The following is an 11,696-nucleotide window of genomic DNA, read 5'->3' on the forward strand; positions in this document are numbered from 1 at the left end:
GGGGAATAGTGTTGAAAAAGCTTTTTGGTGTTATCGGGAATCCGATTGGGCACTCCCTTTCGCCCCATATGCATAATGATCTGTTTAGTCTATATGGGATCGATGCCCATTACCATCCTTTCCTAGTGGAAAAGGGGCGGCTGGCTGAAGCAGTCACGGGTTTAAAGGCGATTGGGGCGGCTGGCTTTAATGTGACGATTCCTTATAAAACGGAAATTATGCCTCTTTTGGATTGGATCGACCCGCTTGCAAAAGAAATAGGCGCGGTAAACACAGTTGTCAACCGGGATGGCAAGCTTGCCGGTTATAATACGGACGGCCCCGGGTTCCTAAAAAGCCTTGAGGAAGGTTTTCCGGCGCTTGTGGATCCGGCCATTCTCGTAATTGGCGCTGGGGGCGCTGCGAGGGCGATTTATTTTACCCTTGAAAAAACAAGGCCGGCGGCAATTGATATTTGTAACCGAAGCCTTGCAAAAGCACAGTCGCTTGTCGGTGAATCACAAACCGGCGTTCCGTCCAGTGCGCTCTCGATTGAAGAAGCGGCGGAAAAAATCAATGAGTATACTATTATTATCCAGACAACTTCTGTCGGCATGCACCCACAAACAGACGTGAGTCCGATTGGCCTTGATGGCCTGAATAAACAGGCGCATGCTGCCGATATTATTTACAATCCTTCCGAAACGGAATTCCTGAAACAGGCCCGCCTTCGGGGAGTGAAGACGCTGAACGGTCTGGGGATGTTTGTCCATCAGGGCGCCCTCGCTTTCGAATTGTGGACGGGAATCAAGCCGGATACGGACAGGATGCGTAAAACCGTATTGAAACAACTGGGAGGTGCCAAATGTTAACAGGAAAACAAAAAAGGTTTCTCCGTTCAAAGGCCCATCACCTTACCCCAATTTTCCAGGTGGGAAAAGGCGGAGTGAACAGCAACATGGTCAAGCAGATTGCAGATGCTCTTGAAGCGAGGGAATTGCTGAAAGTTAGCGTCCTTCAGAACTGTGACGAAGACAGGGACACGGTCGCAGAGGAACTCGTCGGCGGGACGGGGGCCGAACTTGTCCAGATAATCGGAAACACAATCGTCCTTTACAAAGAATCTGTTGAGAATAAACAAATCCAGCTCCCTTAGGGCATAATGAGGAGGAGGCTTCATGAAAAAGGTAGGCATTCTTGGGGGAACGTTCAATCCGCCGCACCAAGGCCATTTAATCATTGCAAACGAGGTTTGCCATTCCCTTGGCCTTGATGAAATATGGTTTATGCCGAACCAGGAACCTCCCCATAAAAGAAAGGCGGAAGGCGCTTCAAATGAAGACCGCCTTGCGATGCTTGAAGCTGCTATAAAAGGGAATAGGTTGTTTAAGGTGGAAAAGGCAGAGCTTGAAAGGCCGGGGCCTTCCTATACGTTTGAAACGATGGCAATCCTTGCCGAAAGGCACACTGATTACGATTTTTATTTTATCATCGGGGCCGATATGGTTGAATATTTGCCGAAGTGGCATAAAATCGACGAGCTTCTCAAACTGGTTACCTTTGTCGGCGTTCAGCGTCCGGGCTACTCCATGGAAACAACCTATCCAATTGAAACGGTGGAAGTCCCTGCCATCGACCTGTCGTCAAGTATGATAAGGGAGAGGCTTCGTGAGGGCAAAACCGTTCAATACCTTTTGCCCGAGAGTGTCATCAGTTATATTTGGGAGAATAAATTATATGGAACGTGAAAAAGCTTTAGCAATCGTCAAAGGGCAATTGACGGAACACCGCTATGTCCATACTCTCGGGGTTGTTGAAACCTCGATAGCCCTTGCAAGGAAGTACGGCGCAGACCCGAAAAAGGCGGAGCTTGCCGCGATTTTTCATGATTATGCGAAATTCAGGCCAAAAGAGGAAATGAGAAAGATCATCCTTGAGAACGGTTATCCCAAGGACCTGCTCGAGTATAGTCCGGAATTATGGCATGCCCCCGCAGGCGCTTTTCTCACTGAAAAGGAGGCTGGGATTACCGACCCTGACATATTGGATGCAATCCGCTACCATACATCGGGACGGCGGGGGATGACGCTTTTGGAAAAAATCGTTTACTTAGCCGATTATATCGAGCCGGGCCGAAATTTTCCCGGCGTCGAGGAAACGCGTGAGCTTGCGGAGAAAAACCTTGATCTCGCGCTTATCCAGTCTGTAAGGAATACGATTTCATTTTTAATGAAAAAAAACCAACCGGTTTATCCGGAAACCTTTTTAACTTATAATGACCTCGTCAAAAACAGGAGGATTGATGAATGAGCAAGCAAGAGTTGCTAGAAATTGCGGTAAAGGCCGCCGATGATAAAAGGGCAGAGGATATCCTGGCCCTGAACATGAAAGGGATTTCGCTGATTGCCGATTACTTTATCATTTGCCACGGAAACTCCGATAAGCAAGTACAGGCAATCGCAAGGGAAATCAAGGAAAAAGCCGAGGAAAACGGCTTTAGTGTCCGTAGGATTGAAGGCTTTGATGAAGCGAAGTGGATTTTAATCGACCTTGGCGATGTAGTCACCCACGTTTTCCACCGCGATGAACGGACATATTACAATCTTGAACGCCTTTGGGGAGATGCTCCGCTCGAAAACATTTCGAGTGTCCTGAATCCATGAGTTACGGACGTTTTGCCTATTTGTATGATCAATTAATGGAAGATGCCCCGTATGATGAATGGGTGGCGTTTGTCCACGTTGCCTGGGAAAAATTCAGTCCAGGCAGGGAGAAATCCCTCCTTGACCTGGGCTGTGGAACAGGTGAACTATCACTCCGGTTTGCTAAGCAAGGCTTTTCCGTCACGGGGGTGGACCTGTCCGCGGATATGCTTTCGGTAGCCCGGGCAAAATCCGAAGATGCTGGTTTCTCCATCCCCTTTTATGAACAGGACATGGCTCAGCTTGAAGTGCCCGGAAATTATGGAATTATAGGGATTTTTTGCGATTCCCTCAACTATTTAAGAACGGAAGAGGAAGTTAAAAGCACATTCCTTCAGGCGGCATCCCATCTTTCGCAAGGAGGCCTGCTAATCTTTGATGTTCACTCTACCGATAAGATAGAAAATGGATTTGTCAACAAGTCCTTCTCGCTAAATGGGGATCGTGTATCGTATATTTGGGATAGCTTCAGTGGGGATGAACCATATAGTGTAGAACACGAAATCAGCTTTTTTGTCCTCGATGAATCTGACGGCCGCTATGCCCGCTTCGATGAAGTCCATTATCAGCGGACGTATCAGGTTGAGGAATACCGCGGCTGGCTTACAGAGGCAGGATTAAAGATTGTGTCCATTACGGCGGACTTTACAAGCTCCTCGCCGGGTTCAGATTCAGAACGGATCTTTTTTGTCGCTAAAAAAGAATAAAAAAAATGGCCAATTCTTTAAGGGAACTGGCCAATTTTTTTTAAAAAAAGAAGGAAATAATTTAACTGTGGAGAATTAGTTGGTAGAATACTGTTCTCTCGCCTTTTTTAAATCCTCTTCAAACTTCGTATGGGTCGCATCAAGCAAGTCATAAAATAAATCCCCAAGCCCTTTTTCAAGAACCTTTATTCCCTCACCAGTAATACCGCCTTTCACACATACCTTTTCCTGAAGCGTCGGCAATGTATAATGTCCCTGGCTAAGCAATTCACCCATTCCAACGATCATGGCGCTGGCCATTTTGGTGGCACGTTCTTTATCGATTCCTGTTTTCTTGACAGCGGCTTCAATGAACGCCTGCAGAAGGAAGCTGAAAAACGCGGGGCCGCAACTGACGATATCGGATGAAACACGGACAAGTTCCTGTTCTATCTCGATGGGGGATGATATTTTCGCAAGGAAATCATATGCTCTGTTTTTCCATTCCGGGTTGCATTTTTCCCCATATGTCAGGAGGCAAGCGCCGGCCAACGCCCTGTTAGTTATGCTTGGGATTGCTCTGATGACAGAGCAATTCACCAAAGTTTCAATCTGGCCTGTACTAATCGGGCTCGTTATGGAAATGAGGCATTTTTCTTTTTTAAGAAAGGAATTGATCGTTCCAAGGAGCGCATGGATTTCCAAAGGCTTTACACAAATGAACACCATATCTGAATAACGGGCAACTTCCTCGGCCTTTTCGGCGACCTGAATGCCCGGGTACACTTTTTTCAACTCTAACGCCTTCGCAATCGTCCTGTTGGTGACCATAAGGGACTCAGCTTTTATTGCCCCGCTATCAATAAACGCTTCCGCAAGAATTCGCCCCATATTACCTGTCCCGATAATGCCGATATTCATCTTCCAATCCCCTCCTGGCCAAACGAAATCCACTACAACAATATGAATCGTACAAGCAAATTATACCCTTAAGGAGAGTTTTTTCAATGAAAGAGTGGTTAAGCAGCAATAAACTCTATTTAGTGGCGGCCATTGCCGCATTAGGAATCTTTTTGTATTATAGCTTCTTTCGGGAACCGGTCCCGGAAATGGTAGGGCAAGCGGAACATTTCCCGGTAATGGAGGAGCGGACAGAACATCCTGCCGAAGACGCCGAGGAGAAGAACGAGCAGATTCTCGTCGATGTGAAAGGGGAAGTGAAAAAGCCGGGGGTGTACCGTGCGGAAAAAGACGAGAGGGTCATTGATATGATTGAACGCGCGGGCGGGCTTACGGAAAAAGCGGACGCGGCACAGGTCAATTTTGCCCAAAGGCTCGTGGATGAAATGGTTATCTATATACCGGCGGCAGGAATTGAAGGGAGCCAGGCTGCCCAATCACCCGGTCCGAAAGAGGATGGGAAAATCAACATTAATAAAGCGGATGCAGCGGGCCTTCAGGAAATACCGGGGATTGGTCCCGCCAAGGCGGCGGCCATCATTGAATACCGTGAAAAAAACGGTCCTTTTAAAGACCCTGCCCAATTAAAGGAAATAAGCGGAATCGGGGAGAAGACGTATGAAAAGCTCGAGTCTTCAATTACTGTCCGTTGACCGTATAGGATGAAGGAAGGTAAACTGAAAGGACAAACAGCCAAAACAGCATAAGGGGGAATTAGAAAATGGATAGAATTTCGTGGGACCAATATTTTATGGCGCAAAGCCATTTGCTCGCCCTGAGGAGCACATGTACCCGGCTGACAGTAGGAGCGACGATTGTAAGGGATAAACGGATCATTGCCGGCGGCTACAATGGTTCAATTGCCGGCGGTGAGCATTGTACGGACCATGGCTGCTATGTCATTGACCATCATTGTGTCCGAACAATCCATGCGGAGATGAACGCGCTCCTGCAATGCGCGAAGTTTGGCGTTCCTACCGATGGAGCGGAGATCTATGTTACCCACTTCCCGTGTTTGCAATGCTCCAAGGCGCTTATCCAGGCGGGCATTAAAACGGTATATTACGCGACGGATTATAAGAACCACCCTTATGCGGTTGATCTTTTTGAAAAGGCGAATGTGAAAACCGAAAAGGTGGAATTGAAAGAGACTATAATCGATTTCAGTAAAATTGCCTCCATACCTTCAATTGCCCAGGAAACTGGCAGCTAATGCAATTTGCGCATCCCCGTTTGTGCGGAGGATGCGCGGATTGGTTTTTTTAAGAAATGCACGCACGAACAGTTAAAGTGTCGATCATTTGGAGGTAATTATGAAAAGGAAGCTTTTCCTCCTTGCCCCCGCGGCCCTTTTAGGGACCTTGACCGCGTTCTTCAATCCAATCCCCATTCTCTTCACCTTTCTTCTGTATCTTTTTTTCCTGCTAAAAGCAAAACGGTTCGATTTCATTACTATTGTCGTTGTGGTTGTAATTTTTACACTATTTTCTGAATCAGGATACAAAGCCGTCCAGGAAAACAGAACACTTCTTTCCGGAAATGAGAGGGAGTTCACACTAAGTTTCAGGGCCGGCGCCAGAATCGATGGAGACTTCTTCATTGCAGAAGCAGTCGATGCCCGAACCGGTGAACATGTAATGGGAACATACAAAATAAAAAGTGAAATCGAAAAAAAAGCCTTAGAAAAAGAAAGTTTTGTCGGAAGAACATGCCGGCTGACAGGGAAATTGGATTTCCCTTCCGGTGCGAGGAATCCGGGCGCCTTCGATTACAGAGAGTATTTAAGCCGGAACAATATTCATTGGATGCTGAAACTTGACGCCGCTCCATTGGGGATGTGCGGAATGGAAGCGGCCGGCATCGTTGAAAGACTCGGAAGGGTACGGGAGATGGGGATTAAAGGCATGTCCGGACAGCTCCCCCCTGGGACTGTTCCGGTTGCGGCAGCTCTCGTATATGGCGATCAGTCGTTATTCCCCCAAGAGGTTAGCGGCGCATACAAAAATTTAGGGATCACCCATTTGCTTGCGATTTCCGGTATGCAGGTGACCGTTTTAGCGGGGACAGCTTTATTCGCTGGCATCCGATTGGGCGCCACGCGTGAGAGGATGTCAGGCATTCTTTTATTCATTCTACCTCTTTACGCCATTCTAGCAGGAGGTTCTCCATCCGTAATCAGGTCGGTTCTTATGGCCGAAATTCTCCTTCTTGCGAATATTCTTCCGCGTTCTTTCCCTATAAGCGCTTTGGATGCTCTATCCCTCTCCTTTGGGGCCCACCTACTCACTAATCCATTCATCCTGTTTGATCCCGGTTTTCAGCTATCCTATACCGTTACCTTTGCCCTATTATTATCAGCGCGGGCGCTACAGGCGATGAAAACCAGCGGTGCCGTCCTCCTTTTTACTGGGACGATGATTTCCCAGATAGCTGCCCTGCCAATTCTGTTAGTCCATTTTTATGGGATTCCGCTGATTGGCGCCGCTGCAAACCTCATCTATATCCCTCTTTATTCGTTCTTTATGATGCCGGCAGTCTACATTTTATATCCATTAAGCTTTTTTGGCAGTTTGTCACATTCAGCAGCGTTTTTAGTTAATAAGGGAATTATTTTATCAGAACGGCTTGCGGTTTTCCTGGCGAAAGCACCATTACAGCTAAACACTGGGCATTTGGGCTTGCCGGCAATCATGTTTTATACCGGCGCTGTCATAGGTTCCCTTATTTTTTGGGAAAAAGCGCAGCCAAGAAAAAGGTCGGCGGCTTTACTATGTATTCCTGTAATTTTGCTGGCCGTCCATGTGGGAATCAAGCAGGTGTCTCCATCATTTGGGGAAATCGCGTTGATTGATGTTGGCCAGGGTGACAGCATTTTAATAAAGCTACCGGACCAAAAGGGTGTCTTTTTAATCGATACTGGCGGTATTGTTGATTTTGGGAAAAAGGAATGGCAGCAGCGAAAAAAACCATTTGACCCTGGCAGGGACACGGTCATTCCCTTTTTAAAAGCAAAAGGAATCACAAAAATTGACAAGTTAATCCTGACACATGGCGATATCGACCATATTGGCGGCGCTGCCGCGATTGTGGATGAAATGAAGGTTGGCGAAATCATAATTCCGGACATGAAGGAGAAATCCGAGGTGGAAGTAAGGATTATCCGCCTGGCAATTGAAAAGGGAATCCGTATTCGGGAGGTAACAAGAGGAGATTATTGGCAGGCGGGACCTTACAACTTCCATGTTCTCTCGCCAGGTAAAGGATATGCCGGGGAGCGAAATGGCGGTTCGGTTTCCATTTATTCCGTTTTGGGAGGAAAAGGATGGTTTTTTACGGGAGACCTTGATGAACAGGCAGAAAAAGAAATTGCAAAATTGTTCCCGAAAATGAAAATCAATGTACTTAAGGCGGGACATCATGGGAGCAGGACGTCTTCATCGGAACAATTCCTTGAAACATACCGGCCCGAATTCGTCCTGATTTCAGCGGGAGTAAATAACAGGTTCGGCCACCCGAACACGGAAACCTTGAAACGGATTGAAGAAATTGGCGCAGCCGTATTGAGGACCGACATTCATGGAGCTGTTTCCTATCGTTTTAAAGGAAATTCAGGAACCTTTTCTACCTTTTTGCCATACACTGGACCATCACCGGAAAAAAATAAAATTTTCGGGCCAAAATAAAAAGGCCGCAGCGGCGGCCTTGGAAGGCATCCATTAAGAACCTATTGCATGGATGACTGTCGCGATTATGAACATGGTTGCAAAAAAACCGAAGGAAACAATGAAGCCCACCCCTGAATCAATCGCATCGTTTCGTTTGCTCTGGACGTTTTGTTCAAATTCGTTCACATGCTACCCCTCCCTATTTTCCATAATAGTATAAGCCATCCATTTAAAAAAATCCAGCACTGCATGCGCGGCCGCTTTTTGTCAGTACTTAACACAAATAGTTTACCCGTCTGGTGCGAAATATAAAAGCAATAAGGCGTTCCGCCGGCAGACAAGACCCGGGACTTGTCGGGCCGGCGTTCATATAAAATGGGGATCGGGTTTGGCTCCCGGTTCCCTTTGAATGCTTGTAAAATTGGACGGGCTTCTTTAGGATAGAGAGAGAAAAGGTGTAATCCATTTGGGGAGAGTTGCAGGAATGGTAATGGAAATATGGAAACAAATCAGGGCGAAGCAATTTTCTCCTGTTTATTTGTTATACGGGACAGAGCCGTTTTTAATGAAGGAAACAGGCCAGCTTTTGCTTGATCAGGTGCTTGGAGATGAACGGGACTTTAATTTTTCAACCTATGACATGGAGGAAACGCCTATTGAAGCGGCGCTTGAAGATGCGGAAACGTTTCCATTTATGGGTGAGAAAAAGATTGTCTTTGTCCAGAATCCAGTCTTTCTGACCTCGGAAAAACAGAAGGAGAAAATCGTACACAATCTGACAAGGCTGGAATCATACTTAAAGGAGCCTGCGCCGTACACAATTCTGGTGTTTTTTGCCCCTTATGAAAAGCTTGATGAGCGGAAAAAGGTAACAAAGGAATTAAAGCGGGCTGCCGCTACTGCTGAGCTGAAAAAACTTTCCGATCAGGAACTTAAACAATGGATTTCTGGCCAGGCGAAACGCAAGGGGTTTACAATCGAGCCGGAGGCAGTGGAGATCATTGCGGCGCTTGCCGGAACCAATCTGTTCATGCTGTCGAACGAATTGGACAAGCTTGCCCTGTATGCTGGGCCCGGCGGAAGGATTGATGCGGAGACTGCCGAAATGCTCATACCGAAATCGCTTGAACAAAATATTTTCAGCCTTACCGATAAGGTTGTCCAGCGAAAAACGGCTGATGCACTCCGGATCTACTATGATTTGATTAAGCAGAATGAAGAACCAATTAAAATACTCGCTCTGTTGGCTGGGCAATTCCGGCTCATTTATCAAATAAAAGATCTGGCTAGGAAGGGATATGGCCAACAGCAAATAGCCGGCTTGCTCAAAGTCCATCCATACAGGGTCAAGATGGCGGCGGGGCTTGCGGGAAGGTTTTCCGATGAAGAGCTCGCGGGGATGATTGGGCAGCTTGCCGAAGCGGATTACCAGATGAAAACCGGGGGTGCCGATAAATCCCTCCTTGTGGAAATGTTCCTCATGAAGCTCGGAAAACCATCGTGATAAAAAAAGTGAAAGCGCCCGTTTAGCGCACGACAGGACTGGAGGGCCCCTATCGTAGCGAGGGGGACCGAAGTAGACTAGGCGCTGGGCGCTTGAACTGGATAAATTCATTCTAATCTTCAATAAAAAAACAGCCTGCTCCTTTTTGGGAAGCAGGCTTTTTCACTCTTATAGAGCGTTGATTTTCTTTGCTAGGCGAGATTTTTTGCGGGCAGCAGCATTTTTATGGATAAGGCCTTTAGTAACAGCTTTGTCAAGCTGGCTAACCGCTCCTGCAAAAACTTCCTTCGCTGCATCAGCATCGTTCAGTACGATTGCGGATTCAGCTTTTTTAACAGCAGTACGCATTGCAGACTTTGCAGCTGTATTTTGAGCGTTGTTTGCTTCGTTTGTTTTTACGCGCTTGATTGCAGATTTAATGTTTGGCATTCCATTCACCTCCTAAAAAAAGAACCGAGACACTTCTATGAACTCGACATTTCACTTCCATAAACATAAATAGGAACAAAAGATATTTTATCAAACGCATGCAAATAATGCAATACTCACGGAATAAATTGTGTAAAACCAATTTCCTTGACAGCTTGAATGAATTGCCCAGATACAGGAAAACATAATAAGTAACATGAATGGCATTTTAAAATAGACTTGGGGGCATAAGTGCATGAGTGAGAAGTTCGATTTTCGTAACTATGGACTTAGGACAGACCTGGCCGTAGAAGCAAGGGAAATGGCAATCGCCGGCAGGGAGGGAACAATTGGGCAGGAACGGAATGTTTCCGAAATCGAGGGGGTCATCATTAAGGAAAAAGAAGTTGATGGCATGAAGGTCTCCCTAGTAGAGATAACAAAGGAAGGCGAAAAGCAGGTAGGCAAGAAGCCTGGCCGCTATCTGACGATTGAAGTCGCGGGGATCCGGCAGCAGGATACCGAGCTTCAAGAAAAGGTCGAAAAGCTATTCTCGGATGAGTTTGCTGCATTTTTGGAAAGCGCGGGAATCAGGAAGGAAGACTCGTGCCTCGTTGTCGGCCTGGGAAATTGGAATGTAACGCCTGATGCACTGGGGCCAATCGTCTGCGAGAATCTTCTCGTGACAAGGCATCTATTCGACCTGCAGCCTGAATCCGTAAAAGAAGGCTACCGGTCCGTCAGCGCACTGGCTCCAGGCGTCATGGGACTCACTGGAATAGAAACAAGCGATATCATCCACGGGGTCGTCGGGAAAACCAAACCGGGATTTGTGATTGCGGTTGATTCTCTCGCTTCGAGGTCGATAGAAAGAGTTAATTCGACTATCCAAATTTCCGATACAGGAATTCATCCAGGGTCTGGGGTCGGCAACAAACGGAAGGAACTCAGCAAGGAAACGCTTGGCATTCCAGTCATAGCAATAGGCGTGCCCACTGTTGTCGATGCTGTTTCAATTACTAGCGACGCCATCGATTTTGTCCTGAAGCATTTTGGCAAGGAGATGCGGGAAGGAAACAAACCGTCAAGGTCGCTCGTACCTGCCGGCATGACATTTGGGAAAAAAACAAAGCTGACGAATGAAGATCTTCCTGAAGAAGAGCATAGAAAAACATTCCTTGGCATTGTTGGCACCCTTGAGGAAGAAGAGAAGCGCCAGCTAATCCATGAGGTACTTGCTCCCCTAGGGCATAATTTAATGGTTACGCCAAAGGAAGTGGATGTATTCATCGAGGATATGGCAAACCTGATCGCGACCGGATTGAACTCGGCGCTTCACTCTGAAGTTGATCAAGGGAACGCGGGTTATTACACAAGATAAGCGCTGTTAATATTTGTGAGAATCTTGTAAATCGGGATGAGTGACGAAGATTTGAGGAAAATCCGAAAAGGAAGTCACTTAAATTCCGTTGAAGTCACTCAAACCCGGATGAGTGACATTGTTTGGGCAAAATGCGAAAAGGAAGTCACTCAAATCCGGATGAGTGACAGTGTGCGGGCAAAATGCGAAAAGGAAGTCACTCAAATCCGGATGAGTGACAGTGTGCGGGCAAAATGCGAAAAGGAAGTCACTCAAATCCGGATGAGTGACAGTGTGCGGGCAAAATGCGAAAAGGAAGTCACTCAAATCCGGATGAGTGACATTGTTCGGGCAAAATGCGAAAAGGAAGTCACTCAAATCCGGATGAGTGATAAAGTCCATATAATTGTGTAAAAAAAAAGGTCATCTTCA

General features: G+C 46.7%; 14 protein-coding genes and 1 pseudogene. 12 read left to right on the plus strand and 3 right to left on the minus strand.

Going from position 1 to position 11,696, the window contains the following annotated elements:
* The first annotated feature begins 11 nt into the window (after positions 1–11).
* Genes aroE through RB160_RS18670 form a run of 6 tightly spaced genes read left to right on the plus strand, consistent with a single transcriptional unit; the run spans position 12 to position 3,388 of the window.
* Positions 12–851 (plus strand): shikimate dehydrogenase, encoded by an 840-nt coding sequence (aroE, locus tag RB160_RS18645; protein ID WP_316571940.1) that lies wholly within the window; start codon positions 12–14, stop codon positions 849–851.
* On the plus strand, positions 845–1,135 hold the full coding sequence (yhbY, locus tag RB160_RS18650) for a ribosome assembly RNA-binding protein YhbY (protein WP_316571941.1): 291 nt from the start codon (positions 845–847) through the stop codon (positions 1,133–1,135). The genes aroE and yhbY overlap by 7 nt, the downstream gene beginning before the upstream one ends.
* A gap of 22 nt (positions 1,136–1,157) precedes the next feature.
* Positions 1,158–1,727: a nicotinate-nucleotide adenylyltransferase gene (locus RB160_RS18655; protein ID WP_316571942.1), complete on the plus strand. Its 570-nt coding sequence runs from the start codon at positions 1,158–1,160 to the stop codon at positions 1,725–1,727.
* Positions 1,717–2,289, plus strand: coding sequence for a bis(5'-nucleosyl)-tetraphosphatase (symmetrical) YqeK (gene yqeK / locus RB160_RS18660; RefSeq protein ID WP_316571943.1), 573 nt, complete (start codon positions 1,717–1,719; stop codon positions 2,287–2,289). Before RB160_RS18655 ends, yqeK begins: the two co-directional genes overlap by 11 nt.
* Positions 2,286–2,642 carry a ribosome silencing factor gene (gene rsfS / locus RB160_RS18665; RefSeq protein ID WP_316571944.1) on the plus strand — a complete coding sequence of 119 codons (357 nt, stop codon included), beginning with the start codon at positions 2,286–2,288 and terminating at the stop codon, positions 2,640–2,642. Before yqeK ends, rsfS begins: the two co-directional genes overlap by 4 nt.
* Complete coding sequence (locus RB160_RS18670) at positions 2,639–3,388, plus strand: class I SAM-dependent DNA methyltransferase (RefSeq protein WP_316571945.1); 750 nt, start codon at positions 2,639–2,641, stop codon at positions 3,386–3,388. Before rsfS ends, RB160_RS18670 begins: the two co-directional genes overlap by 4 nt.
* A 75-nt stretch (positions 3,389–3,463) precedes the next feature.
* Here RB160_RS18670 and comER read toward each other — a convergent pair whose 3' ends face one another.
* Positions 3,464–4,288 (minus strand): late competence protein ComER, encoded by an 825-nt coding sequence (comER, locus tag RB160_RS18675; RefSeq protein WP_316571946.1) that lies wholly within the window; start codon positions 4,286–4,288, stop codon positions 3,464–3,466.
* A gap of 86 nt (positions 4,289–4,374) precedes the next feature.
* Here comER and RB160_RS18680 point away from each other — a divergent pair, with 86 nt between their 5' ends.
* The 3 genes and pseudogenes from RB160_RS18680 (at position 4,375) to RB160_RS18690 (ending at position 8,010) form a co-directional block, all read left to right on the plus strand.
* Positions 4,375–4,980 carry a helix-hairpin-helix domain-containing protein gene (locus RB160_RS18680; RefSeq protein ID WP_316571947.1) on the plus strand — a complete coding sequence of 202 codons (606 nt, stop codon included), beginning with the start codon at positions 4,375–4,377 and terminating at the stop codon, positions 4,978–4,980.
* Positions 4,981–5,048: 68 nt separating this feature from the next.
* Positions 5,049–5,522: pseudogene (locus tag RB160_RS18685) on the plus strand (ComE operon protein 2); the annotation flags it as partial.
* A gap of 118 nt (positions 5,523–5,640) precedes the next feature.
* The gene (locus RB160_RS18690) at positions 5,641–8,010 is read left to right on the plus strand and encodes a DNA internalization-related competence protein ComEC/Rec2 (protein ID WP_316571949.1); all 2,370 of its coding nucleotides are present in this window, start codon (positions 5,641–5,643) and stop codon (positions 8,008–8,010) included.
* A gap of 33 nt (positions 8,011–8,043) precedes the next feature.
* Here RB160_RS18690 and RB160_RS18695 read toward each other — a convergent pair whose 3' ends face one another.
* Positions 8,044–8,178: a YqzM family protein gene (locus RB160_RS18695; protein ID WP_082686880.1), complete on the minus strand. Its 135-nt coding sequence runs from the start codon at positions 8,176–8,178 to the stop codon at positions 8,044–8,046.
* A gap of 298 nt (positions 8,179–8,476) precedes the next feature.
* On the opposite strand from RB160_RS18695, the gene holA reads away from it, so the two are divergent.
* Positions 8,477–9,496, plus strand: a complete 1,020-nt coding sequence (holA, locus tag RB160_RS18700; RefSeq protein WP_316571950.1) for a DNA polymerase III subunit delta — start codon at positions 8,477–8,479, stop codon at positions 9,494–9,496.
* A gap of 168 nt (positions 9,497–9,664) precedes the next feature.
* Here the strand turns inward: holA and rpsT are convergent, their stop codons facing one another.
* Positions 9,665–9,925 (minus strand): 30S ribosomal protein S20, encoded by a 261-nt coding sequence (rpsT, locus tag RB160_RS18705; RefSeq protein WP_316571951.1) that lies wholly within the window; start codon positions 9,923–9,925, stop codon positions 9,665–9,667.
* 235 nt (positions 9,926–10,160) lie between these two features.
* Between rpsT and gpr the strand changes: the two genes are divergently transcribed.
* Complete coding sequence (gpr, locus tag RB160_RS18710) at positions 10,161–11,285, plus strand: GPR endopeptidase (RefSeq protein ID WP_316571952.1); 1,125 nt, start codon at positions 10,161–10,163, stop codon at positions 11,283–11,285.
* Positions 11,286–11,336: 51 nt separating this feature from the next.
* On the plus strand, positions 11,337–11,678 hold the full coding sequence (locus RB160_RS18715) for a hypothetical protein (RefSeq protein ID WP_316571953.1): 342 nt from the start codon (positions 11,337–11,339) through the stop codon (positions 11,676–11,678).
* Positions 11,679–11,696 lie beyond the last annotated feature (18 nt).

The sequence above is a fragment of the Neobacillus sp. YIM B06451 genome, from assembly GCF_032667185.1.
Taxonomy (GTDB): Bacteria; Bacillota; Bacilli; order Bacillales; family Cytobacillaceae; genus Bacillus_D.

What these genes read in the sequence shown, in the direction of transcription:
- rpsT (WP_316571951.1), bottom strand. Translation starts at nt 9,925, where the DNA reads ATGCCAAACATTAAATCTGCAATCAAGCGCGTAAAAACAAACGAAGCA.
- RB160_RS18680 (WP_316571947.1), top strand. Translation starts at nt 4,375, where the DNA reads ATGAAAGAGTGGTTAAGCAGCAATAAACTCTATTTAGTGGCGGCCATT.
- RB160_RS18690 (WP_316571949.1), top strand. Translation starts at nt 5,641, where the DNA reads ATGAAAAGGAAGCTTTTCCTCCTTGCCCCCGCGGCCCTTTTAGGGACC.
- gpr (WP_316571952.1), top strand. Translation starts at nt 10,161, where the DNA reads ATGAGTGAGAAGTTCGATTTTCGTAACTATGGACTTAGGACAGACCTG.
- RB160_RS18670 (WP_316571945.1), top strand. Translation starts at nt 2,639, where the DNA reads ATGAGTTACGGACGTTTTGCCTATTTGTATGATCAATTAATGGAAGAT.
- RB160_RS18655 (WP_316571942.1), top strand. Translation starts at nt 1,158, where the DNA reads ATGAAAAAGGTAGGCATTCTTGGGGGAACGTTCAATCCGCCGCACCAA.
- holA (WP_316571950.1), top strand. Translation starts at nt 8,477, where the DNA reads ATGGTAATGGAAATATGGAAACAAATCAGGGCGAAGCAATTTTCTCCT.
- rsfS (WP_316571944.1), top strand. Translation starts at nt 2,286, where the DNA reads ATGAGCAAGCAAGAGTTGCTAGAAATTGCGGTAAAGGCCGCCGATGAT.
- comER (WP_316571946.1), bottom strand. Translation starts at nt 4,288, where the DNA reads ATGAATATCGGCATTATCGGGACAGGTAATATGGGGCGAATTCTTGCG.
- yhbY (WP_316571941.1), top strand. Translation starts at nt 845, where the DNA reads ATGTTAACAGGAAAACAAAAAAGGTTTCTCCGTTCAAAGGCCCATCAC.
- yqeK (WP_316571943.1), top strand. Translation starts at nt 1,717, where the DNA reads ATGGAACGTGAAAAAGCTTTAGCAATCGTCAAAGGGCAATTGACGGAA.